The 22,050-nt window shown below is 47.3% G+C and carries 25 protein-coding genes; 8 read left to right on the top strand and 17 right to left on the bottom strand.

Features of this window, described 5'->3' with window-relative positions; all coding sequences use genetic code 11:
- Both E7027_05935 and E7027_05930 read right to left on the bottom strand, forming a co-directional pair.
- Positions 1 to 505, bottom strand: a 505-nt coding sequence (locus E7027_05935; protein MBE6421644.1) for a hypothetical protein, incomplete at its 3' end; no start/stop codon positions are given.
- Between the two features lie 129 nt (positions 506 to 634).
- Entirely contained in the window at positions 635 to 1,387 is a 753-nt protein-coding gene (locus E7027_05930; GenBank protein ID MBE6421643.1) for a CBS domain-containing protein, read from the bottom strand.
- 87 nt (positions 1,388 to 1,474) lie between these two features.
- Between E7027_05930 and E7027_05925 the strand changes: the two genes are divergently transcribed.
- Together E7027_05925 and E7027_05920 are read left to right on the top strand one after the other, a co-directional pair.
- Entirely contained in the window at positions 1,475 to 2,659 is a 1,185-nt protein-coding gene (locus tag E7027_05925; GenBank protein MBE6421642.1) for an ATP-binding protein, read from the top strand.
- Complete coding sequence (locus E7027_05920) at positions 2,656 to 3,117, top strand: pilin (protein ID MBE6421641.1); 462 nt, start codon at positions 2,656 to 2,658, stop codon at positions 3,115 to 3,117. The genes E7027_05925 and E7027_05920 overlap by 4 nt, the downstream gene beginning before the upstream one ends.
- A gap of 49 nt (positions 3,118 to 3,166) precedes the next feature.
- On the opposite strand, the gene E7027_05915 is transcribed toward E7027_05920, so the two are convergent.
- The 8 genes from E7027_05915 to E7027_05880 form a co-directional block, all read right to left on the bottom strand.
- Positions 3,167 to 4,153, bottom strand: a complete 987-nt coding sequence (locus tag E7027_05915; protein ID MBE6421640.1) for an electron transfer flavoprotein subunit alpha/FixB family protein — start codon at positions 4,151 to 4,153, stop codon at positions 3,167 to 3,169.
- A gap of 11 nt (positions 4,154 to 4,164) precedes the next feature.
- Positions 4,165 to 4,962 (bottom strand): electron transfer flavoprotein subunit beta/FixA family protein, encoded by a 798-nt coding sequence (locus tag E7027_05910; GenBank protein ID MBE6421639.1) that lies wholly within the window; start codon positions 4,960 to 4,962, stop codon positions 4,165 to 4,167.
- A 2-nt stretch (positions 4,963 to 4,964) separates the two neighbouring features.
- Entirely contained in the window at positions 4,965 to 6,200 is a 1,236-nt protein-coding gene (locus tag E7027_05905; protein ID MBE6421638.1) for an acyl-CoA dehydrogenase, read from the bottom strand.
- Positions 6,200 to 7,432, bottom strand: a complete 1,233-nt coding sequence (locus tag E7027_05900; GenBank protein MBE6421637.1) for a glycosyltransferase family 4 protein — start codon at positions 7,430 to 7,432, stop codon at positions 6,200 to 6,202. The genes E7027_05905 and E7027_05900 overlap by 1 nt, the downstream gene beginning before the upstream one ends.
- Complete coding sequence (locus E7027_05895) at positions 7,432 to 9,582, bottom strand: hypothetical protein (protein MBE6421636.1); 2,151 nt, start codon at positions 9,580 to 9,582, stop codon at positions 7,432 to 7,434. The genes E7027_05900 and E7027_05895 overlap by 1 nt, the downstream gene beginning before the upstream one ends.
- A 94-nt stretch (positions 9,583 to 9,676) precedes the next feature.
- Entirely contained in the window at positions 9,677 to 10,198 is a 522-nt protein-coding gene (locus E7027_05890; GenBank protein MBE6421635.1) for a prepilin-type N-terminal cleavage/methylation domain-containing protein, read from the bottom strand.
- An 11-nt stretch (positions 10,199 to 10,209) separates the two neighbouring features.
- A complete protein-coding gene (locus tag E7027_05885) occupies positions 10,210 to 10,713 on the bottom strand; it encodes a prepilin-type N-terminal cleavage/methylation domain-containing protein (protein MBE6421634.1) in 504 nt (167 codons plus the stop codon).
- Positions 10,714 to 10,722: 9 nt separating this feature from the next.
- The gene (locus E7027_05880) at positions 10,723 to 11,226 is read right to left on the bottom strand and encodes a pilin (GenBank protein MBE6421633.1); all 504 of its coding nucleotides are present in this window, start codon (positions 11,224 to 11,226) and stop codon (positions 10,723 to 10,725) included.
- 187 nt (positions 11,227 to 11,413) lie between these two features.
- Here E7027_05880 and E7027_05875 point away from each other — a divergent pair, with 187 nt between their 5' ends.
- Both E7027_05875 and E7027_05870 read left to right on the top strand, forming a co-directional pair.
- The gene (locus E7027_05875; protein ID MBE6421632.1) at positions 11,414 to 12,517 is read left to right on the top strand and encodes a GMP reductase; all 1,104 of its coding nucleotides are present in this window, start codon (positions 11,414 to 11,416) and stop codon (positions 12,515 to 12,517) included.
- Positions 12,518 to 12,847: 330 nt separating this feature from the next.
- A complete protein-coding gene (locus tag E7027_05870; protein ID MBE6421631.1) occupies positions 12,848 to 13,264 on the top strand; it encodes a peptidylprolyl isomerase in 417 nt (138 codons plus the stop codon).
- Between the two features lie 122 nt (positions 13,265 to 13,386).
- Here E7027_05870 and E7027_05865 read toward each other — a convergent pair whose 3' ends face one another.
- The 3 genes from E7027_05865 to E7027_05855 are packed head-to-tail and all read right to left on the bottom strand — an operon-like array spanning position 13,387 to position 15,979.
- Entirely contained in the window at positions 13,387 to 13,893 is a 507-nt protein-coding gene (locus tag E7027_05865) for a prepilin-type N-terminal cleavage/methylation domain-containing protein (GenBank protein MBE6421630.1), read from the bottom strand.
- Positions 13,894 to 13,916: 23 nt separating this feature from the next.
- On the bottom strand, positions 13,917 to 15,146 hold the full coding sequence (locus E7027_05860) for an LL-diaminopimelate aminotransferase (GenBank protein MBE6421629.1): 1,230 nt from the start codon (positions 15,144 to 15,146) through the stop codon (positions 13,917 to 13,919).
- Positions 15,143 to 15,979, bottom strand: a complete 837-nt coding sequence (locus E7027_05855; GenBank protein ID MBE6421628.1) for a diaminopimelate epimerase — start codon at positions 15,977 to 15,979, stop codon at positions 15,143 to 15,145. Before E7027_05855 ends, E7027_05860 begins: the two co-directional genes overlap by 4 nt.
- A 71-nt stretch (positions 15,980 to 16,050) precedes the next feature.
- On the opposite strand from E7027_05855, the gene E7027_05850 reads away from it, so the two are divergent.
- On the top strand, positions 16,051 to 16,593 hold the full coding sequence (locus tag E7027_05850) for an NAD(P)H nitroreductase (GenBank protein MBE6421627.1): 543 nt from the start codon (positions 16,051 to 16,053) through the stop codon (positions 16,591 to 16,593).
- A 65-nt stretch (positions 16,594 to 16,658) separates the two neighbouring features.
- Here E7027_05850 and E7027_05845 read toward each other — a convergent pair whose 3' ends face one another.
- Entirely contained in the window at positions 16,659 to 16,922 is a 264-nt protein-coding gene (locus E7027_05845) for a hypothetical protein (protein ID MBE6421626.1), read from the bottom strand.
- Between the two features lie 14 nt (positions 16,923 to 16,936).
- Entirely contained in the window at positions 16,937 to 17,197 is a 261-nt protein-coding gene (locus E7027_05840) for a prepilin-type N-terminal cleavage/methylation domain-containing protein (GenBank protein MBE6421625.1), read from the bottom strand.
- A 155-nt stretch (positions 17,198 to 17,352) separates the two neighbouring features.
- Here E7027_05840 and E7027_05835 point away from each other — a divergent pair, with 155 nt between their 5' ends.
- Positions 17,353 to 17,907 (top strand): hypothetical protein, encoded by a 555-nt coding sequence (locus E7027_05835; GenBank protein ID MBE6421624.1) that lies wholly within the window; start codon positions 17,353 to 17,355, stop codon positions 17,905 to 17,907.
- On the opposite strand, the gene E7027_05830 is transcribed toward E7027_05835, so the two are convergent.
- A complete protein-coding gene (locus E7027_05830) occupies positions 17,904 to 19,922 on the bottom strand; it encodes a phosphatidylserine/phosphatidylglycerophosphate/cardiolipin synthase family protein (protein ID MBE6421623.1) in 2,019 nt (672 codons plus the stop codon). The two genes, E7027_05835 and E7027_05830, sit on opposite strands and share 4 nt — an antisense overlap.
- 1 nt (position 19,923) lies before the next feature.
- Positions 19,924 to 20,526: an arylesterase gene (locus tag E7027_05825; protein MBE6421622.1), complete on the bottom strand. Its 603-nt coding sequence runs from the start codon at positions 20,524 to 20,526 to the stop codon at positions 19,924 to 19,926.
- Between the two features lie 100 nt (positions 20,527 to 20,626).
- Here E7027_05825 and cdd point away from each other — a divergent pair, with 100 nt between their 5' ends.
- Positions 20,627 to 21,061, top strand: a complete 435-nt coding sequence (gene cdd / locus E7027_05820) for a cytidine deaminase (GenBank protein ID MBE6421621.1) — start codon at positions 20,627 to 20,629, stop codon at positions 21,059 to 21,061.
- 43 nt (positions 21,062 to 21,104) lie between these two features.
- Positions 21,105 to 22,043, top strand: a complete 939-nt coding sequence (locus E7027_05815) for a DUF5107 domain-containing protein (GenBank protein ID MBE6421620.1) — start codon at positions 21,105 to 21,107, stop codon at positions 22,041 to 22,043.
- The last annotated feature ends 7 nt before the right edge of the window (positions 22,044 to 22,050 follow it).

Below are 22,050 nucleotides of genomic sequence, written 5' to 3'. Positions count from 1 at the left end.
ATCCCTCGCCGGAAAGATTGGTTTTAAGAGCCGGGAATAAAAGCCACAAACCGCCCCATACCAAGAACAACAAAATATAGTTGGTTTTGCTTTCAATCATGCCGGAAAAAACCACATTTTTACTGACTATATACGCCCCGAGCGATACGACAAAAAGTAAACTGCCGTAGTTCAAAAGGCCGTAAAACATAGTCTGCCGGAGGGCCTGCGGGGCCGACGAAACAGCCGACAGCCACCCCACCACACAGGCAAGCACATAAATAAAGAAAGCCAAATCAAAGAAGGTTTGGGTAAAATCAATGTTTTTAGAGCGTAAAAACTTAACGGCCAAAGTGCCGTAAATCAGCGCAACCAATACATATAAAAGCGTATTTTGGGCAAAAAACGGATTGGCAGTTAAATCGGTAAAAAAGATGAGCGGTACAACCAGAAAAATCATCGCCAAGAAAACGCGAATAATTTTGATATAAACGGTTTCTTTAACGGCTTTTGTTAAATTAAGCATATATTTTCCCCAACTAAATTTTGTTATATTGTAGTTTTTTACGAAGGGTGGGTAAAGTCTTTTTTATACCGGAAAGAAATAAAAAAACCGGAGCCGCAAGACCCCGGACAAAATAAGGTTGATTCAAAACTAATCGGTCAACTTTTTCCAAAAAGATTTTTTAACTTCACTGACGGACGGCAAGGAAGATTTATTCAATATGCCGACCGCAACCCCCTGCGCCGTTACCACGGGCAAACACTCGGCCTCGGCACGGGAAAAAATTTGGCGGAGCGTTTCGGCCTTTTCTTCGGGGCGTAACACTTCGGTTTTGCTCATCACGGAACCGGCCACGGACGAAGCGGAATAAAAAGCAATCTCTGCCGAACGGATAACCCCTTTCAGGACGCCGTCCTTATCGGTTACCAAACACAAGGAGGGCAGTTTTTTGCGCGGAAGATTTTTAAGGCGTTCAATCAGTTGCGAAAGTTTTACCTCCGTCCGGACGGCCACAAAATCCGTCTGCATCAGCGCACCGGCGCTGTCTGCCGCATAAGCGGAAGCATCGCGCAAAACCTGCACAAAGGAAGGCTCCAACACGGCGCAAATGCGTTCCCGGTACGGAGTGGAAAACTCTTTCATCAGGCGAGCGGCTTGGGGAACTTCCAACCGGGCAAGCACATAGGAGGCTTGCTTGAGGGGAAGGCGCCGTAACACAGCCGCTGCTTTGGCGGGATTCATTGGGTTCAAGGCGGCCACCACCACGGCGGCTTTAAGCGGAGAAATTAAAAGTAAAATTTCGTGCGTAGCCAAACTTTCCAAGGCTTTAGCCGCGGCTTCGGGAGCGGAAGCCACGAATTTTTCCGTTATTACGCCGGCAAGGGCATGCATGGGAGAGTTCATCTTTTATAAAAGTCCTTGAAAGTTTTGGGTTTAACTTCAATAATATTATAATAAATTAAACGCTTGTGGGCACGCAACGGGGGAATTATGTTTTTCGATAAACCGATTCACGACCTGACCTACCAAGATGTAGTAAACTTCTGCAAACGGCAACTTCCCGAAGGGAAACAGTTGGACTATAAGTACTTATTGCCCAAAAATCACGAAAAATTTGCCAAAACCATCGCTTCTTTTGCCAATGCTTTGGGCGGAACAATTATCATCGGGGTTCAAGATGATAAAAACGATAAGCCCTGCCCGCCGTTTGTTGGAATTGCCTACCACGAAAAAATGCGTAACAGTATTGAAGACATTATCCAAACCCATATTGACCCCGTAGTGTTTGTGGATATTAACATTTGCGTAAATTCCCGCGGAGACAGAATGTTTGTGGTGGTCAATATCCCCCAAAGCAACCTCACCCCCCACTTGGTAGGCAAATTGAAACGAGCCTACATACGCACCGGGCAAAGCAGCCGCCCCGAAGCCATCGTTCACCCCGAAAGACTCCCCTGGCTGTTAGACCACCGCCAAAAATCGGAACGGTTGCGTCATATCCTTTGCGACAAAGCCGAAAGCCATTTTGATAATTACTTGAAAACCAATACGGCTTCGGCAGAAGGGGAATCAATCTGTTCCTTATCCATTGTCCCTCTATACCCCGAGGAACCGCTAACCGATTATAAGCGCCTGCCGGAACTGATTAAGTATGCTTCCACGCGTGCGCCTTACGGAATCATGGCAGACCCGGAATTCCCCCTTATCCCGGTGCAGGACGGAGCCACCGTTATCTCCAACAAACGGGGCATATATAAAATGACGGAGTTTAACTCTTACGGGTTGGTCATGAACAAACAAATCGTTTCCACGGAAGAAATGGTAAACGGGCATGCGGCACGCACCGTACGCATGGAAAAACTGGCCGAAAATTTGGCACTTTTCTTGGTGACCTCACGGAAATTTCTATCCCGCCTGTGCTTTGGCGGGCCGCTGCAGTTCCGTTTGAAAATGAACAATCTGCGTGCCCTGCGGGCGCTATTGGGCAAACGCCAAGCCACCGTATTGGAAGACTATTTGCGTTTTGACAGGGCGGTTTCACTCGCGGAATTGGACAGTAAACTCCCCGATATTTTGGAAAACCTCTTGCACGAGACGGCCTGGTCGCTTGGGATTCAAATCACGGCTAGCGAAATAAAAAATCTGCGCGACACCGTGCTAAAGGATATACAATGAAGCGCGGCTTTACCCTGATAGAAATGTTAGTGGTCGTGCTGATTGTGGGCATCTTGTGCGCAGTGGCGTTGCCTTCTTATTTTTATGCAGTGGAAAATGCACGCATCACCGAAGTGGTTATGTTGTGGGGGCGGCAGAAAAATTTTTCTTCGGGGAAAGATTTATCCCGGGAACAGGCCGACCGTTTGACCGAAAATCTGCAAAAAGGAAAACTAAAAAATTTTACGGGGCAGGCCGTTTGCCGGGCCCCGGCCAAGGCCGACACCCCTTGTTGGGAACTGTCTTTTACCCAACTAAATACGCAAGCGCGGGCACAATACCTACTGGAAACCGTGGACAATATGCGTTCGCTGGCTTGCGTGGGACTAAACGACAGCGGAAAAAAATTCTGCAGACAGCAAGGACGGGCCGAAGGGGCCGTTTCTTTGGACGGAAAGGAAGGTTTTATTATTCGATAAAAAAACGGACGGGCTAAACACCCGTCCGTTTTTAATTGGCAAGAATTTACTAATTCAATTTTTCCAGCATGGCAGGGATTACATCATACAAATCCCCCTGCACGGCATAATTGGCCACTTTCATAATCGGGGCATCGGCATCTTTGTTGATAGCCACCACCACATCGGCTCCGCTCATGCCGGCCATGTGCTGAATTTGACCCGAAATACCGCAAGCAATGTAAAGTTTCGGTTTTACCGTGCGGCCTGTTAAGCCGATTTGATAGCGGTAATCAATCCACCCGTTATCTACCGGAGGACGGGAAGCCGCCACCGCACCGCCTAAACGGTCGGCCAATTTCTTCAAAAGTTCAAATCCTTCAGCCTTACCGACACCGCGGCCGCCCGCTACAATCACTTCCGTTTCGGAAATATCCAATCCGTCGCCTTCGCTTTTGATAAATTCCAAAAACTTCGCCAAAGAAGTATGCTTTTGGGCATCAAAGGCAAAAGAAACCACCTCGCCCGTGCGGCCCGCAACCACGGGGGCTTTGTCGTAAGACATCGGGCGCAGAGAACACATTTCGGGGCGGGTATTGGCACAGGTAATGGTGGCCATTAAGTTCCCCCCGAAAGTAGGTCGGGTGGCATGGAGTTGCCCGTCTTCTTTGTTAATTAAGACTTCGGTTGCATCGGCCGTCAAACCCGTTCCCACAAACACCGCCGTTTTGGCGGAAAGAGAACGGCCCAAATTGGTAGCGGGAATTAAAAACTTATTGGGTTTGTATTGGGCTACCATATCGGCAAGCACCTTGGCATAAACATCATCTACATAGTTTTCCAAGGCGGGGTCGTCGCAGACATAAACCGTGTCCGCACCGCGTTCAAAAAGGTCTTTAGCAAAATCTTTTACCCGGTAACCCACGAGTACCGCACACAGTTTTTCGCCTAAGTCGTCGGCCAATTTGCGTCCGGCGGTAAGAAGTTCAAACGAAGTGGGGCTTAATTTACCGCGTTGGGCTTGTGCAAAAATCCAAACATTTCTAAAATCTTTCATAAATTTAATCCTTAAATGTATTTGTTTTCCTTCAACAAATCAACCAGATTGGAGGCTTTTTCTTTGGCGGTGGCCCCTTCTACGGCCGTGGCGCAAAGTTCGCGTTGCGGTACGAAAGATTTAACCACGCGCGTAGGGCAGTTTTTTACTCCCAATTTGTTTTTATCCGCGCCGATATCGTCGGCCGTCCATTTGGTTACTTCGGCGCGTTTGGCGGCCATGCGGCCTTTTACACTGCGCACACGGGGAGAATTGATATCCTTTACCACGCTAATCACACACGGATAAGGAAGTTCCACCACTTCGCTGCCGTCTTCGGTCAAGCGTTCCACCGTAATGCTTTTATCGTTTACCGAAACCACCTTTTTTACAAATGCCGCATTGGGCCAATTAAGCCATGCGGATACCTGCGGGCCGATGTGGCCGGTGTCGCTATCGTTGGTTTGTTTACCGCAAATAACCAAGTCCACTTTTTCCAGGGAATCGATTTTTTCGATACCTTTGGAAAGCGCATAACTGGTAGACCAAGTGTCGGATCCGGCAAAAGCCATGTCGCCTAATTGATAGACTTTATCCCCCCCGCGGGCGATACTGTCGCGCAGGACGGCTTCGGCCTGGGGCGGGCCCATGGTGATGACGGATACCGTGCCGCCCAATTCTTCTTTGAGCATCACGGCTTCTTCCAAGGCGTATTCGTCAAACGGGTTCATGGCACTGGCCGCACCGGAACGGATTAAACAACCGGTGGCGGGGTCTATTTTTACATTGTCAGATTTGGGGGTCTGTTTCACACAGGCTACAATATGCATACTTACTCCTCGCCTTCCTTAGAGGCGTATTCCTTAATGAGGGCCGTGATAATTTCGTTCTTTTGAATATGCACGGTTCCTTCGTAAATTTGGGTAATCTTGGCATCACGCATATACTTTTCGAGCGGGAAATCGCGCATGTAAGCAATACCGCCGCACAGCGTTACACACTCATCGGCCACTTCCATGGCAACATTGGAGCAGAACAATTTGGCTTCGGCACTGTATTTCGTCCAGCGTTTGCCTTTTAATTTTTTAAGTTCGTCGTGTACGGTGGTACCGTTGGCAAGAGCGTTCTTGACGGCAGGCAAAAATTCTTCGTCCATGCGGTGCGTTAAGTTGTAAACAAGCGCACGGCCGGCTTCTGTTTTAGCCGCCAATTCGGCCACTTTGTGCCCCAAAGCTTGGAAAGTTATAATGGGTTGCCCGAATTGCTTGCGGGTACGCAAATAAGGAACGGTTACATCTAACGCACCTTGCGCAATCCCCACCGCTTGAGCGGCCACACCAGGGCGGGAATAGTCCAAGGTTTCCTGCAAGTACAAAAGGCCGCGGCCTTCGCTGCCGAGCAGGTTTTCTTTCGGTACGCGGACATTTTCAAAAATCAGTTCGTATGTCGGGTTGGAGCGGATACCCATTTTTTCTTCCTTCTTGCCGAAAGTGAAACCCGGGGTTCCTTTTTCAATGACAAGAAGCGAAATTCCGCGCGGGCCGCGGCTGGGGTTGGTGTTAACGGCCACCGTGTAAAAATCGGCCTCTTTTCCCGTAGAAATAAAATGTTTGGTACCGTTTACAATGTAGTAATCGCCGTCTTTAATGGCGGTCGTTTTAAGGGCGGTCGCGTCCGAACCGGCTTCCGGCTCAGTCAACGCAAAAGCCCAAAGTTTTTTACCGCTGGCTAAATCGGGGCACCACTTTTCGCGTTGTTCTTTGGTGGCAGCCAAATACATGGGAATCGCCCCCAAGGCAGAAGTTCCGGGCGTTAAGGCAAGGCCGGCACAACCGCGGGAAAGTTCTTCGAACGCCATGGCCAGGCAGGTAATCCCGCCGCCGAGTCCGCCGTATTCTTCCGGCAACCATAACCCGAAAATGCCGGACTTTTTGTATTCTTCCAGCATTTCTTTGGAAAATTCTTCTCTCGCGTCCATTTCGGCGCGCAACGGTTTAATTTTTTTCTGGACGAGTTCCCGCGTGGTGTTGAGAACTTCCTGTTCCATTTCGTTAATAGCGTAATCCATTATTTAACTCCCGGGTTCGGTTTCTTAAAATGTTTTCTGCGACGGAAGAAATGTCTTTTCCCGCCGTTTTTCTTGGTGGGAGGAACTAAACTTCTATAAAGCCGTTCCTGTTTTTTGACCATAGTGGTAGCGGTAAATTCCGAAAAATCGCGGTGGTCAATTGCCGCTTCAAAACGCTCGCGCAACGCGGCATGGCGCAAGAGCACTTTTAATTTATCGGCCAACATATTGATATCGTTTACCGGTACCAAAAAGCCCGTTTTGTTGTTGGTCAGCACTTCGCTGATGCCGTCCACATCATAGCACACGGCCGGCACGCGCATAGCCATTGCTTCTAATATCGACATCGGCAACCCTTCCCGCAAGGACACACTGGCATACACATCACTGATAGCCAACAGTTCCAACGGATCGTTGCGCCAACCGGGAAAGATAACTTGTTTTTCTATGCTTAAATTTTTAGCCAAATTTTCCGCCGTCTTTTTAAGTGGCCCGTCTCCCGTATAAATGAAATAAACATTTTTCATTTGGCTGAGCACTTTATAGGCGGCCAGTACAAAATGAATCGGGTTTTTAAGAGGCTTAAAATTGGCAAGCGCCAACACTACTTTGGCATTGGCGGGAATTTTAAGAGAAGCTTTTTTGGCAACCGGGTCGAATTTAAGGGGCAAAATAGGGTTGAAGTTAATACCTGCGCGAATCAGTTCCGTCCGCACCCCTTTGCCGATACCCAACTGCTTGGCCTCGGCGGCATTTTTGCGCGAAACAAACACCAACACATCGGTAAATTTAGCGCAGAATTTTTCCACCATCACAAAAAATTTGAATTGTTTTTCGCCGTGTTCTTTGGCAAAACCCAATCCGTGGAAGGTATGCACCACTTTGGCTTTACGGTAGAAAATACGCGCCGCAATACGCCCTAACACACCGGCTTTGGGAGCGTTGGTATGGACGATATCCGGCTTTACTTGGCGGAGCACCCGGCCCATTTGCAAAATGGCCCAGCAATCGTGAAAGAAATACTTAGGGTGAATCGCGTGGCGCAAGGCGGAAATAAAAAATACATTTTGGGAATCGTGTTTCAATTTCCCGTCCAATCGTCCGCCGGGGCCGGTGGCCAAGTAAGTGGCAAACTGTTGCTTGTTTACATTTTTAAGCGTCAATAAAACGCTTGCTTGAGCACCCCCCTGATCCATACGGGTGATGAAATATAAAACTTTTGTTTTTTGCATTAGTTAATCGTTCCTGTTTTGGTATTTAAGATGCGGGCATAGGGGAAGTAATACTTGATAATAGCCATATAATCTGCCCCTGTTTTTGCCAGCCCGTCTGCCCCGCGCAAGCAAAGCCCCGTCCCCAACCCCGTGTCATAACCGCGAACCAAGACGCTTTTGATATTTTTACCCTTGTAGAGCGGTACAATATCAAACAGGTTGGAACGCATGGTGCCCGCGCTTAAAATAAACGCGACCTCTTGCGGAGTTTGGGTCTCATAGGAACCTTTGCTGCCTTCAAAGCGCATGGACAACACGCGCCCCTGCGGAGTTCTCTTCACAGGAATAATGGCGCGCAACTTGCCGATATCTTGCTTATAGGACAGGCGGTTTTCTATCTCTTTTCCTTCGTAAATGTATATCCATTTAATTCCGGCCCATTGGCTGGAATCTTTGGGGCGGGAGTATAAATCCGCCGGAGGATTGGACAGGATATACTTGCTTACATTGGCGGGCGAGAACAAATAACCCGGTTTGGCCGCGCTGTTTTCAAGCGAATCGTCCGTTACCACACCGCAATTGGCATAAAAGCCGGCTTGCGCCTGGGTAAGTTGAATTTCACCCGATTGTTTGGACGCGTCCAACAAATCTTTGAAAATTAAATTGATGCCTTTGAACTTAAAAATATCGTCGTTATCCGTAATGTGGTACGGTTTATTTTCCCGATTTTTTACCGCTTCCAACAAGGCAGAACGGAACACCACCGCCAAGGCTTTCAACGCGGAGGGCTGTTTGACATCTTGCACTTGGGTAGCCAAAAGAGCCGGGATTAAATCTTCGGCATACACATTGTTTACCAGTTTCAGGCCGTTCTTGGTAGGAATAACCGTTAAGGAGCCTTTTAACTCCTTGTCGCTTAAATCGGCGGCAAAGATATTTTGAGCAAACGCACGGCGAACCAGGAGGGTTTTATTTTCGTTTTCCGGCGTAAGCGTAAACGGGCGTTTGGCGGAAAACTCCACATGGCCTTGGGCGTTTTTGAAATCTACCCCGCCCGTTTGAGGATTGAAGGAAATTGTTTTTTCTATGTAGGCGGGAACACGCAACACTTCGCCCAGTTTCTCGTCCGTTACCACCAACGTTCCCGAGCCGGTGGCAATCACGGAAGTCAGTTCCTGCGGAACTTGTTCGCGGTTGGCATACAAGGCCATTTTAACCAGTTCGGAAGGAGTGGAATTCATCAGGTGAACAATAGGTTGCTCCAAGCGCAGATAAAACAAATAATCAATGCTTTTTTCGCCCAAATCTTTGGCATATTTTTCCATTTTTTTAGCCAGTTTTTTATTCTCCGGGTCTAAACTGTAAAGGGTGGCATAATACTGCCAGGCGCGCATTTTGTTTTTGTCTTTTTCGGCTAAGCGCGCCAAAAGTTCAACGGCGGCATAGTTTTTTTCATCGTGGGATAAAGATTGTTGCAAAAACACGGGAGCCAGTTTTTTAGATTCCTTCATTTCCGCGGCAATCCGCCCCAACAGGTAAGAAACAAACGAAATGGCATACGGGTTGGAAGTGTAGAGATATTCCAATTCCGCGGCGGCTTTTTCTTTTTCACCCCCCAAATACCAAGCCAAGGCCGTACCCAATTTGGCGGAAGAAAGATATTCGAAATCAGCCGTTAAATAAAGCAAATCACTAAAGGCTTGGCGAGATTTTTTGTACTTTCCGGCAGATAAAAGGAGCCACCCTTTAGTCAGTTGGGTAAAAGCGTCGTCGGGTTTTAGTTCGGCCGCACGGTCGATATAGGAAAGCGCCTGTTTGATAAGGCCGCGTTGTTGGGAAAGGACAGCCAATTCCAAATTAGCCGCAGCGGCAACGGAAGTATCGGTCGAGTTTTCAAAAGTTTTGAAGGAAAAATAACATGCATCCGTTTCGCCCGCGGCGCATTTTTTCGATACGGCGGCAATATCCACCGGCAAAGAATAATCAAGCACCGTTTTATGTAACAGCGTTTCATTTAATTTGGTACCGGCCCGCTTGGCCGCCAAGGCAGACTTGCTAACCGTTTGCAAGGCATCGTCCGCCGTCGCATCTGTCTGCGCCGAAACGCACGGTTGAAACAAGGGAAAAGCAATTCCCGAAAGCAGGGCTAAAAACAGATATTTCCTCATATACAAATTATATCAAATTAACCCATTGTTTTTAGCAGGCAATATAAACAAAAAACTCCCCCCTAAAAAGGAGGGAGTCTTAAAAAATTTCAGCTTAAGAACACCAAGCGGAACCGGTGCTGGTTAACCCGTATGCTTCGCAAGTATCGCTGCTGTTGGTTCCTTTATTGCAGAGGAACTTATCGTTATCGGCTCCTGTTTCCAATTCGCCCAAAAACAGAAAGGTCGTTCCTTTATTATCCCCGCCCAAACGCACAGCGCAGACGGCATTGGTTACCTTATCCGTAGAACCGTAAATGGTACCGCTGGGATTAAGTACAAACTTGAAAGCCTTGGTGGAACAAGTTACCTTGTGTCCGTTGGAAGAAGTGGAAGAAACACACGGAAGCGCAAATTCCAGGTTTTCAAAACCGAAATAAGAGGGGCTGTAGGTTTCTTTATCGGCGGCATCCAACATACGCAGTTTGGCTTCCAGCAGTTGTTTCATTACTACGCGTGCTTCGGAAATGCGAGATTTTTCAATCGTCTTATCATATATCGGCACAGCCATGGTGATTAAAATAGCCGTAATCATCACCGCGACCAAAATTTCAACCAAAGTAAACCCTTTATTCATATGTTATCTCCTTAATAACTGATTCCGCTAATTGTATCCAACCCATAGACATCGCAGGCATCTTCGGAAGACGATTGACAATAAATTTTATTATCGTCTCGGTCAAACACAATAAGAGTACCCGTGTTGGGGGCTTTAAGTTTTCTGGCTACCACATAGTTTTTAGTACCATTGGAAACATTTACTTTGTAGCTAAAATTAGGACATGTCAACATCATCTTATCGGTTGAAAGTTTACACGATTTCGGCAAAGCTGATTCATCAAACATATCCAAACGGGAAATACCATAACTAGTACTATAGGATTTCGCCGCTAATAATGCCGGATAGGAGCGATAACCAAATTCTCCGGCCAAGCGCTCACTGGAATCATATAACACACGGAGCATGTTCTGTGCTTCCGCTACCCTCGATTTCTCTACCGCTTTTCGGTATTGCGGAAGAGCCACCCCGGACAAAATAGCCACAATCAATACAACCGTTAATAATTCAACTAATGTAAAACCTTTTTTCATACGATTCTCCTAAATAGCGGCGGCCAATTGTGCACAATAAGTATTACTTGGCGGTAAAGTAGAGGTAAGGTTCAATTGAGAGCAAGCCTCTGCCCCCACAGTAGCCGTATAACAACATCCGATATCGTCCATTCCATTGTACATCACTCCCACTCCCTTATAGCGTCCTTTTGTAAAACGGGCCCCGACAAAGTAGGGGTAGGTGATGACATAGTCAAAATTATCCGTTTTCCAAATTTGTCCGGCAGCCCCTTGCTTTCCTTTCATTTCAATATCCAATTTGGCAAATGTAACTTGTGCTCGCTTGGCAGCCGGCGTATTTGCATAGGTGGGATATCCCCACTCCGCAACTAAACGCTCCCGTGCTTCAAACAAAGCAGGCAACATTTGCAAGGCTTCGGCCACACGCGTGCGCTCCACGCTGCGGCGGTACTGCGGCAAGGCAATGGCCGTTAAAATACCCATAATCAGTACCACGGCCAAGAGTTCAATTAAAGTAAACCCTTTTTTCATCGAATAACTCCTCTATAAAAAATAACATCGATTTTTACAAGTATAAGAATAACTACAGTTTTTACAATACCCATTATATCAAAAAACCCTTGCTTGTAAAATGCCGCATTGCAAGGCCAAATTTGCTATGATATAAAACGGTTTGACCGGGCCAACCCCCGGTAAAATTTTTTGGGAGAAAATATCCATGAGAATCCACGATGATATTCAGTTAGATTACTGCGATGTTCTGTTGCGTCCGAAACGCTCGGCGTTGGCTTCCCGCTCCGAAGTGGAAGTAAAACGCGAATACATTTTTAAGTGGTGCCCGCGTTCCGTTACGGCCACCGGCATTGTAGCGGCCAACATGGCCACCACCGGTACCTTCGAATTAGCCCGCGAAATGCAAAAACAAGGCCTTTTTAGTGCGCTTCACAAACATTACAGCGCCGAAGATTTGCTCCGCTTTTTGAAAGAAAACGCCCATGAGTTCGGCAACAACGATTTGCTTTTTGTCAGTTCCGGTGTTTCCGATGCAGATTTTGAAAAATTACAAAATGTAATGAAAAGCGGTCTTATCCAAAACATCTGTGTTGATGTGGCGAACGGATATTCCCCCTACCTGGTTAACTATATTCGCAAAGTACGCCAAGCCTGGCCCGAAGCCCTCATCATGGCGGGCAATGTAGTAACCGGAGACATGAGCGAAGACTTGATTTTAAGCGGTGCTGATATTGTGAAAGTAGGCATTGGGCCCGGCTCTGTTTGCACCACCCGCAAACTGACCGGGGTAGGCCGTCCGCAATTTTCTACCGTCATTGAGTGTGCCGATGCGGCCCACGGGGTCGGCGGTATGATCTGTGCCGACGGCGGTTGTACCGTTCCCGGAGATGTGTGCAAAAGTTTCTGCGCCGGGGCCGACTTTGTGATGTTGGGCGGCATGCTTGCGGGCCACACCGAAAGCGGCGGTGAAATGTGCACCAAATCTTTCCAAACGGGAGAAGTGAACCTGCTGGACGATAAAACCTGCGCCATGCGTATTGAACAAAAGCAATACAAAAAATTCTACGGTATGAGTTCCGAATACGCGCAAGATATCCACTACGGAGGCATGAAAAAATACCGCGCCAGTGAAGGAAAAGTGGTGGAAATTCCCTTCCGCGGCCCGGTGGAACCCACCTTGCTCGCCGTGCTCGGCGGTATCCGCAGCTGCATGACTTACATTGGTGCCAAACGCTTGAAAGATATGCCCAAGTGTGCTACTTTCTACCGCGTAAACCGCCAATTAAACACCATCTTCGGTAACGAATAATTGGTTTAGAAACATACGAAAGGGCCGGCAAATTACCGGCCCGTTTTTATTTCCCTTCCAAACTAGTCTGTTTTTTCCCTTGCTAAAAAGGTCCGCAAATTCCATACTCTTAATAGAACCGGGGCAAGTTGTCCCGGATATTACGCCCCGCATTGCAGGCAAAGTCGGTGCGTGCGACCGAGGGGGTCGGTCGGGTATTTTTTACCCCCCCAACCAACATGTTGGTCACCCCTGTCCTATCGGGCAGGGGTTTTTTATGTTTTCCGTTCTGCAAAATGTTACAATATAGTACTTCGGCCAGAATTGCCTGTGCCGCACAAGGAGATAAAAATGATTAAAGAAGGTTCCAAAGTAAAATTTGATTACACCCTTACCGTTGACGGAAAAGTAACCGACACTTCCGCCGGTCGCGGGCCGTTGGAATATGTGCACGGCGCGGGCCACATTATTCCGGGACTTGAAAAAGAATTGCTCGGCATGAAAGTAGGCGATAAAAAAACCGTAACAGTAAAACCGGAAGAAGGCTATGGCCTCGTGCTTGAAGAAGCCATCCGCCGCGTACCGAAAGAAGCCATCGGCGGGGCCGAAAACTTGAAAGTCGGCGATATGGTGGGAGCCAGTAACGAAGGGCACACCTTCCGTGCCGTGGTAAAAGAAATTACCGACAAAGAAGTCGTGTTAGATTTCAACCACCCCTTGGCCGGTAAAGAATTGAACTTTGATGTAGAAATCAAAGAAATCAACTAACACCGTTTATTCAAAAAAACCTCCGCTCAACAGCGGAGGTTTTTTATAGTCCTTCGAACAAGTTTCCTGTTTCATAAAAAACCGGGCCCTCTTAAAAGGCCCGGTTTTTTCAAAAGTTTTACTTAATAAGGTTTGCGACCCGATTCATACAAATCTAAAGAGTTGCAAACATCAATGCTTTCTTGTTTTTCACTCCAACAAGCCAGCGACGCGCCTTTCCCGCCGGTTCCCACCGTGTAAGGGTTCCAAATGACATAATTGTATTTTGCACCGCCTTGGCGGGTGGCAATTACCCCATTGCAATCGGTACCGGGAATCGTGGCGTTAGAGGCCGCGTTAATCTTATACACAAAATCTTTCGTGGTAATGGTGCTTCCGTCTGCAGCCATTGTGCCCGGGAAAGATACAATCAACTTCTTAAACGAAGTGGGGCAAGCATCAGCACCCGAGCGGCCGGCCGCATACGCATAAACACCATCGTTTAAGGCCTTCAAACTGGCCATGGCTTCCGTAGCACGGGCGCGTTCAATGGAGCGCGTGTACTGCGGCAAGGCAATGCTTGTCAACACACCGATAATCAAAACAACCGTTAAAAGTTCAATTAAGGTAAACCCTTTTTTATTTGTCATAATTCCTCCGTTGAATTATTGTATCAAAATTTAAGCGCAGCTACGCGGGCGGCGGCTTCGCGGGTTAAATCGGGCGTATTAAAAGCAGTCAAGCGGAAATAACCTTCCCCGCAAGAACCGAACCCGACCCCGGGCGTGCCCACGACGCAGGCTTCGGTTAACAGTTTATCAAAGAAAGCCCACGAGTCCAACCCCGCCGGTGTTTTTAACCAAATATAGGGAGCATTTTTCCCGCCGTAAGCGGTAATGCCCGCATTTTGCAAGGCCTGCAAAATAACTTGTGCATTTTGCATATAGCCCGCAATCACTTCCTGTGTTTGTTGGCGGCCGGCCGGGCTATAGACGGCTTCGGCCCCGCGTTGCACAATATACGGCACACCGTTAAATTTGGTGGTTTGGCGGCGAAGCCACAATGCATTTAAGGATTGTTTGCTCCCGTCGGCCGATAAAACTTCCAAGGCTTTGGGCACCACGGTGTAAGCACAACGCGTACCCGTAAAACCGGCCGTTTTGGAGAAAGAACGAAATTCCACCGCCACTTTTTCGGCTCCTTCAATTTCGTAAATGGAATGCGGGACATTTTCGTCCGAAATAAAAGCTTCATACGCGGAATCAAACAAAATAACACTTTTATGTTCCAAGGCGTAATCTACCCATTTTTTCAGTTCCGCGCGCGTCATGGCAGAACCCGTAGGGTTATTCGGCGAGCAAAGATAAATAATATCTGCATGTTCCGCGGGAAGTTGCGGCACAAAATTGTGTTCCGCCAAACAAGGCAAATAAATTACCCCGGCAAATTTTCCGTCCGCAAAACCACCTGTACGCCCGGCCATCACATTGGTATCCAAATATACGGGATAAACAGGGTTCTGCAAGGCAACCACCGAGTCCGTAGAAAAAAGTTCCTGAAAGTTGGCCACATCGCTCTTGGCACCGTCACTCACAAAAATTTCGTCGGCGGCCAGGTTAATGCCACGGGAAAGATAGTCCCCCTTCAAAATAGCTTCACGCAAAAAACCGTAGCCTTGTTCCGGCCCGTAACCGCGGAAAGTTTCTTTGGCGGCCATTTCTTCAACGGCTTTATGCATGGCTTCCACCACCGCCGGTACCAGCGGGCGGGAAACATCGCCGATTCCCAAACTGATAACTGTTTTATCGGGGTTTTGCTCCTTAAAAGCGGCCACGCGTTTGGCAATGGTAGAAAAAAGATAACTGCCCGGCAATTTCAAATAGTTTTCGTTTATTTTCGTCATAAATATCCCTTATATTCCCCCGCAAATACTTCGGTGGCGGGGCCTGTCATAAAAATTTCTTCCTGGTTCGGCCACTCGATTAACAAGTCTCCGCCGTCTAACCGAACGGTTACCTGTTTGGCCGTTTTGCCGTTTAATATGCACGCCACCGCGGTAGCACAGGCCCCCGTTCCACAGGCTTTGGTAACACCTGCGCCGCGTTCCCAAACGCGCATACGGACGGTTTTATCATCTACAATTTCTACAAACTCCACATTGGTTTTTCGCGGGAAATCGGGGTGAGTTTCCAACTGCGGCCCCCAAACGGAAAGAGGAACTTCGGCGGCTTTTTCCACAAAGGTAACAAAATGAGGGTTTCCCATAGAAACGGCTGTACCGAAAAATTCTTTTTCTCCCGCCGAAACGGGCACGGCAATAGCCGTTTCGTCTTCGGGGCCTTGCATGGGAATTTCTTTACGGAATAAACGCGGAACGCCCATGTTCACGCGCACAAGTCCGGAAAATTCGTTTATGATTTCCGTGTGGATAAGCCCGGCTAACGTTTCCAAAGAAATTTGTTTTTTCTTCACAATACCTTTGCGGTAAAGATGCAAAGCCACGCAACGAGAGGCATTACCGCACATTTCGGCTTCGCTCCCGTCCGAGTTAATAATGCGCATTTTAATATCCGCAACGGTAGAAGGCAAGAGTAGGACTAATCCGTCCGCACCCACGCCGAAGTGACGGTCGCAAATTTTAACCGCCAATGAAAAGGGGTCTTTTACCCCGAGAGCCGTTTGGCCGTCTAAAAAAACAAAATCGTTTCCGAGTCCGGTATATTTAGTGAAGTTCATATCCTTTATTTTATAAAAACAGACGGGTAATTTGGTAATATATTTTTATCTTACCAAAGAGGTAGAATTTTATGGAACTTATGGAAGTAATCAAGGCACGCCGCAGTATCCGCAAATATCAGGAAAAACCCGTAGAACGGGAAAAAATTAACGATTGTTTGGAAGCCGCCCGCCTGGCGCCTTCTGCGTGCAATTCCCAACCGTGGCATTTTATTGTGATTGATGACCCGAAGGTAAAAGAAGCCTTCTGCAAGGAAGCCTTCAGCGGGGTTTATAACATGACTAAATTTGCCGAAAAAGCGCCCGTTCTCGTAGCGGCCGTATCGGACAGGGGCAACTTTACCAGCCGTATCGGTAACTTCTTTCGCCGAACGGAATTTTATTTGGTAGATCATGGAATTGCCTGCGAACATTTTGTTTTGCGCGCGCACGATTTGGGGTTGGGAACCTGTTGGATCGGTTGGTTAAACTCCAACAAAGCAGAAAAGTTTTTTAATCTGCCGAAAGGGAAGAAAATTGAACATTTAATTGCCGTCGGTTATCCGGCGGAAGAACCTGCCCCGCGCCCCAGGGAATCATTTGAAAACCTGGTAAGTTATAACAAGTATAAGTAAGTGACTAAAAAACTCCCGCCTTTCGGCAGGAGTTTTTTAGTTTAAGTTTCAGGAAAATTTCCCTTTTAGGGTAACTCGTAAAAACGCGCCCCGTGTGCCGTTGTAAGCACTTTTTCACAGGACAAAACATCTTGGCAAAACTTTCCGGCAGGGGTAACAGAGGTGGCTTCCATGCAGTATAATTTTTTTGTCAGTTTATTACTGGGGTCAGTTTGAGCATAAATTACTCCGGCGTATTTATAAGGGCCTGTCAAAAAAAGAGCCGTGGAAAAAGAGAAAGAATCTTTTTTATTATTGATGGATAGTTCAAAAAAATCATTATAGCGCACGGCATCGTCCGAACTTACTGCACGGCTTGTAAATGAAGTCGCAGCTTTTTTAATCCATCAAACTGCAAAGAAAAAGAAGAAAATCTATTGGCGTATCTGCCATTAGCCGTATAATAAAGTTCTTGCGCTTCGGAAAGGGCTTTAGCACTGGTGTATAACTGGCTTGTACGCGCGTTCCACACTGCTTTTTCGTAGTGCGGCATCGCAATAGAAGCCAATATCCCAATAATCAACACCACCACTAACAATTCAACTAATGTAAATCCTTCTTTCATAAAAATACTCTTAACCAATTTTTAACCACAAACAACACGGATTTTGCTTTTTTTAGTATTGCAAAAAACCAACATATATTGTGATTTTATCCAAGTAAGCAAACTAATCTTTTTTTACGCTTTCCAAAATTTTTCACTTTTTTTACAGTAGGGGTATGAGGAACGGACGATATCAATCTATTTTAGAATTTGTACCCGGCAGGCTGATTCGAGTAAACGATAAAATGCAACAAGGGTATGTATATATGTTGGAAGAAGCACCCGGGCAAAATTTCGCGCCGGACTTCACCCCCGAACTTACGCCCGCGCAAATGCTGCAAATGGGCGTATTTGAAGGGCACTACTTAACCGATTGCCAAAACGAATTTCCGCGGGAGTGGTTCGAACAGGCCGCGGATAAACTTTCCCCGAACGGGCCCGATGTAAGCAAAAACTGTTTCAAAATAAAGTCCCGCTTAGGAAGAAAAGAGTGGGTAAGCCGCGGGTGGATTTTGCCCTTCGAACCCGACCCGAGAGGGTGGTTTCAATGGTATTGCCGTTACTGGTTGGGGCGCCGGCTCCCGCAGACGGATAAGCGGCAAATCAGGCGGTGGAAAAGTTTTAAGCGGCATCAATCCCAAGTATTAAAAAACTGCCCACCGGGGGACATTACCTGCCGTCAAAAACAACGCCAGGCACTCCTGCAGTGGGCATACAATCCGTTTTTCTAAAGTTGGTTGGTTAAACCGTTTACAATCGCGTGCGTCCAGGATAAATCAAGCGGAGCAGTCATCTCTTGGGAATTGTTAAAGTCCTTTTCAAACAAACGCTCCGTTAATTCCGCCACAAAAGCCGGGTCGTGAATACCCAAACTCATTTCGCGGTTTACATACAGGCTCATCTTGTCGAAATTAGCCGAACCCACCACGGCAAACCCGTCAAATACGGCGGCTTTCACATGACTCATGCCGTTGTAAAAATACACGCGCACGCCGTTTTTGAACAGTTTATTTGCCATATAGCGGTTGACGGCGTCCATAATTCCCACATCGTTTACGCTGGGCAAAATCACGCGCACATCAACTCCTCTGCCGCGCGCGGCAATCAGTTCTTTTACGATGCGGTCATCCGAAAAATAAGCGTTTTGGATATAAACCCGTTTTTTACTGCGGCGGATAGCCTCGCGCTGGGCCTCAAAAATCTCGCTGTCGTTAGGGCGTGTGTACATCAGGCGCACATCTACCATGCCCGGTTCTTCGCGGTTGACTTCGCGCATTTTTTTACTGAACAGTTTGCGATACGCAGCGGCAAAATCTCCCCCCCAACCGCAATAAGACCAGTTTTCATAAAAATTCTTAACCAATTTCCCGACTACGGGCCCTTCCAAAGCGACCATCATATCGTGCCAGGTATAGCGGTATTCTTCCCCGATATTCATACCACCCGTGTAGGCCAATTTGCGATCCACAATATACACTTTGCTATGGTCGAAAGTACCCCACGGGTTTAGGTGAGTGCGCGCCTGCGCCGGAGATTTTTTGCGAATATACGAAGTGATATAACGAGGCATCACAAAATTTTCGGTGGGGGTAAGTTCCGGGTCTTTGCCCGAATTAAGCACGGTATTTAATTCGTCCACCACTACGCGCACATCAATCCCTTCTTCCGCGCGTTTACGCATCGTGTCGGCCAGCGAAAGACCGTACGGATCGGTCATGAAAATATACACGTTCATAAATATACTTTCTTGCGCGCGTTGCATGGCAAGCGTAAAATGAGGGAAAAATTCTTCCCCGTCGATAAGCAAAGTAATTTTTGCTTTGTAATTTTCTTTACCGATATGTTTGTCGAGCCAGCGGTTAAAATCGGCAACATCTAATTCTTGTTCTGCTGAAGACAACGCGGGGACTTCGTCCAAATCTTTCAAACGCGGCGGAAACAGCGTGTAAAGGCTGGAAGTTGTCCAGGCAAACAAGCGGTGAGAAGATGTAAACGGGGCTTTCACCGTTCCCCACAACATGCTTTTTACAAAAAAGGAATAAATAAACGAAGCCGAATATCCCAGGGATGTCATTTCTTTTTTTACTTCGTAGTATTCCGGTAACTCCAGTTGTACGCCATCGTTAGCGGCCGTATCCACATACAAGTAAGGGGATAGAGGCACTCTGTCCAAACGCAGGAGAAATTTAGTGTAAGAAGTCCCGAGGGAAGAGGTCATTTCTTTTAAGCGCATATAGGCCATTTGTGCAAAAGAGGAAGAGTCCACCTTTCCCACAATTTTTACTTCTGCGGGAGCATCTTTTAAGAGCACCAAATCGGGGGTACCGTCTGCTTTGCGGTAGAGCAAAGTTTCGTAATAATGAATAAACACCAGCCGCCCTTCCAACGCATTTTCGGGCAGTAAAGGCAGAAGCGTTTGTTTGATTACTTCCCCCCACTCTTTACCGACAACCGCCACAGGGGAGCGAGAGGAAAAAGAATCGCTTTTTCCGGCGCGTTTGGGGGTTAGGGTGGAAAGTTTTACGCGGCCTTCCTGACGGGTGTTCTGCAAATCGGCCGTAAAATAGAAATGCTCGCCTTCCCAATCGTACTCGATATAAAGGGTTTGACCGTCCACAAAAGCGCGCGTCGGCTCCACCGTGTGAGTAGCCACCTGACGGTACCCTTCCTTTTTATGCGAAGTATGCGAACAGGCTCCCAACAAAAAAAGCGAAATAAAAATTACTGGTAAGCAAAAATGTTTCATATTATTTTAAGTAAGGTTTAATGTGGGTATATACATGCTCGGCCACAATGGCATAGCCTGCCGCGTTGGGGTGTACCGAGTCGGACTTGTACTGGCGTTTATTAAAAATATCTTTCAAAATACCCGGTACAAAAACGGCTTGTTTTTCCTTGGCCATTTTTTTGTATGCACGCGTATAAGCCCCCATGCCCGGGCCGCCCGTATCCACAATAACGGCAATGGCACCTGCTTTTTGCACTTCATCAACAATTTGCGAAACAGCCTGCCAGGCAATTTCCTGATCGCGCCGTTGCATGAAATCGTTGGCACCGAATTCGATAAGTACCATATACGGTTTTTGTTCCAATACCTGTGCCAAACGCGTAGGTGCGTGGGCAGCCGTCTCGCCGGAAAGACCCAGGTTCACAACGGGCATCGTTATTTTTTGGGCTAACATATCCGGGTAAGAAGCCCCTTTGGGCGCACCGTAGCCGGCGGTTAAACTATCGCCAAACGCCACAATGACGGCCCCCTCGTTATTTATATTTTTAATATCGGCAGATTTATCCATAAATAAATAGAGCCCCAATACAGCGGCTCCCAAAAGAATCATCCATTTTTTCATAAAATATCCCTCAGTTTATTATAACAAATTCCCTTATCTCTCCCCCATACGCGCGTGCAAAAAAACTTGACTTTTTCCGCCTGTATTATAGAATAAAGGTATGAGCAAACCACTTACTAAAGAAGAAATTACCGCGCTGCTTGATGTAGCGCAAAAGACACGCGAAAATTCTTATTCGCCATACTCTCACTTCAAAGTGGGTGCAGCTGTTCTGACCAAAGACGGAAATGTTTTTGGCGGTACCAACATTGAAAATGCCGGTTACGGTTCTACCATTTGCGCCGAAAGAAGTGCTCTGTTTAGTGCTATCAGTGCGGGTCATCGTCGTTTCCGTGCGCTTGCTTTGGTAACACAAAAAGTGCCGGGAATGGCATTTAATTCCCCTTGCGGAGCCTGCCGCCAGGTAATGAGCGAATTTTTATCACCCGATACCCCTATTTACATGGCGGTTTTAGACGGAACAAAACGCACCGTCTATTGCAAAAAACTAAAAGAACTCTTGCCGTTTCCGTTCGTTAAATTTACTGAAAAATAAATAAAACGCGCATTTTATATGCGCGTTTTTTTCGAGGAAACTTATGCCCACAAACACCTATAAAGGTCTTCGCAGTTATGAGTTGGAAAACGATGTTATCAAAATAACTTTCCTGCCCGACTATGCCTGCAAAATAGCCAGTTTGGTACATAAAAAAACAGGCAGAGAATTTCTCTTTCAGGCCAAGGAAGAAACCTTGCGGCTTCCGCCATACGCGGCGCCGTTTTCGCAATATGATTCCAGCGGGTTTGACGAAGTTTTCCCCTCCATTGACGAATGCCCATACCCCGACGGGTCGTTTAAGGGTATTCTGATTCCCGATCACGGCGAAGTGTGGGCAATGAAATGGCAAACTGTTTTTTCGCCGGAAAACTCCCAGGTAAAGGCCGTAGTCCAAAGCCAAAAATTGCCTTATATTTTTTCGCGCACGGTTACCTTAAAAGACAATCAGGTTTTCTTCGAGTATTGCGTGCAAAACACGGCAGAAGAAGATTTCAAATTTATTTGGACGCCGCATTGTCTGCTGGCCTGTTCCCCGGCCACACGGCTTCTTATCCCCAAAAATTTAACACAGGTAATGACGGTGGAACACTCCTCCCGCCATTTAGGCCCTTGGGGAACCCGACACCCCTACCCTGTTACGCAAGATGAAAACGGACAACCTTTTGATTTAGCCGCCACCGAACCCGCAAGCGCACAAACTTGCGAAAAATTTTACTTTACCTCTCCCAACTCGGAAGGGTGGTGCGGCATTGAACATACCGACAGCGGCGAACAACTCATCTATCAATACGATGCGGAAAAAGTACCCTACTTGGGCGTTTGGAAAACCCAAGGCGGATACCGCGGAGATTACAACATCGCCCTGGAACCCTGCACCGGCATCTATGACGACCTCTACGCCGCCAATAAAATCCGCCGGGTAGCCGTCGTAGGGCCGAAAGGAAGTTATACCTGGAAATTTAGCATGAAGATTCTGTAATTTAGGA

Origin of the sequence: Elusimicrobium sp. (assembly GCA_015062115.1) — a bacterium.
Classification (GTDB): domain Bacteria; phylum Elusimicrobiota; class Elusimicrobia; order Elusimicrobiales; family Elusimicrobiaceae; genus Avelusimicrobium.
This window is presented reverse-complemented; position numbering and strand designations above follow the sequence as displayed.

What these genes read in the sequence shown, in the direction of transcription:
- E7027_05850 (MBE6421627.1), top strand. Translation starts at nt 16,051, where the DNA reads ATGGAACTTATGGAAGTAATCAAGGCACGCCGCAGTATCCGCAAATAT.
- E7027_05905 (MBE6421638.1), bottom strand. Translation starts at nt 6,200, where the DNA reads ATGGATTACGCTATTAACGAAATGGAACAGGAAGTTCTCAACACCACG.
- E7027_05885 (MBE6421634.1), bottom strand. Translation starts at nt 10,713, where the DNA reads ATGAAAAAAGGTTTTACATTAGTTGAATTATTAACGGTTGTATTGATT.
- E7027_05875 (MBE6421632.1), top strand. Translation starts at nt 11,414, where the DNA reads ATGAGAATCCACGATGATATTCAGTTAGATTACTGCGATGTTCTGTTG.
- E7027_05865 (MBE6421630.1), bottom strand. Translation starts at nt 13,893, where the DNA reads ATGACAAATAAAAAAGGGTTTACCTTAATTGAACTTTTAACGGTTGTT.
- E7027_05890 (MBE6421635.1), bottom strand. Translation starts at nt 10,198, where the DNA reads ATGAATAAAGGGTTTACTTTGGTTGAAATTTTGGTCGCGGTGATGATT.
- E7027_05895 (MBE6421636.1), bottom strand. Translation starts at nt 9,582, where the DNA reads ATGAGGAAATATCTGTTTTTAGCCCTGCTTTCGGGAATTGCTTTTCCC.
- E7027_05855 (MBE6421628.1), bottom strand. Translation starts at nt 15,979, where the DNA reads ATGAACTTCACTAAATATACCGGACTCGGAAACGATTTTGTTTTTTTA.
- E7027_05910 (MBE6421639.1), bottom strand. Translation starts at nt 4,962, where the DNA reads ATGCATATTGTAGCCTGTGTGAAACAGACCCCCAAATCTGACAATGTA.
- E7027_05870 (MBE6421631.1), top strand. Translation starts at nt 12,848, where the DNA reads ATGATTAAAGAAGGTTCCAAAGTAAAATTTGATTACACCCTTACCGTT.
- E7027_05815 (MBE6421620.1), top strand. Translation starts at nt 21,105, where the DNA reads ATGCCCACAAACACCTATAAAGGTCTTCGCAGTTATGAGTTGGAAAAC.
- E7027_05830 (MBE6421623.1), bottom strand. Translation starts at nt 19,922, where the DNA reads ATGAAACATTTTTGCTTACCAGTAATTTTTATTTCGCTTTTTTTGTTG.
- cdd (MBE6421621.1), top strand. Translation starts at nt 20,627, where the DNA reads ATGAGCAAACCACTTACTAAAGAAGAAATTACCGCGCTGCTTGATGTA.
- E7027_05900 (MBE6421637.1), bottom strand. Translation starts at nt 7,432, where the DNA reads ATGCAAAAAACAAAAGTTTTATATTTCATCACCCGTATGGATCAGGGG.
- E7027_05825 (MBE6421622.1), bottom strand. Translation starts at nt 20,526, where the DNA reads ATGAAAAAATGGATGATTCTTTTGGGAGCCGCTGTATTGGGGCTCTAT.
- E7027_05915 (MBE6421640.1), bottom strand. Translation starts at nt 4,153, where the DNA reads ATGAAAGATTTTAGAAATGTTTGGATTTTTGCACAAGCCCAACGCGGT.
- E7027_05930 (MBE6421643.1), bottom strand. Translation starts at nt 1,387, where the DNA reads ATGAACTCTCCCATGCATGCCCTTGCCGGCGTAATAACGGAAAAATTC.
- E7027_05925 (MBE6421642.1), top strand. Translation starts at nt 1,475, where the DNA reads ATGTTTTTCGATAAACCGATTCACGACCTGACCTACCAAGATGTAGTA.
- E7027_05840 (MBE6421625.1), bottom strand. Translation starts at nt 17,197, where the DNA reads ATGAAAGAAGGATTTACATTAGTTGAATTGTTAGTGGTGGTGTTGATT.
- E7027_05860 (MBE6421629.1), bottom strand. Translation starts at nt 15,146, where the DNA reads ATGACGAAAATAAACGAAAACTATTTGAAATTGCCGGGCAGTTATCTT.
- E7027_05920 (MBE6421641.1), top strand. Translation starts at nt 2,656, where the DNA reads ATGAAGCGCGGCTTTACCCTGATAGAAATGTTAGTGGTCGTGCTGATT.
- E7027_05880 (MBE6421633.1), bottom strand. Translation starts at nt 11,226, where the DNA reads ATGAAAAAAGGGTTTACTTTAATTGAACTCTTGGCCGTGGTACTGATT.
- E7027_05835 (MBE6421624.1), top strand. Translation starts at nt 17,353, where the DNA reads ATGAGGAACGGACGATATCAATCTATTTTAGAATTTGTACCCGGCAGG.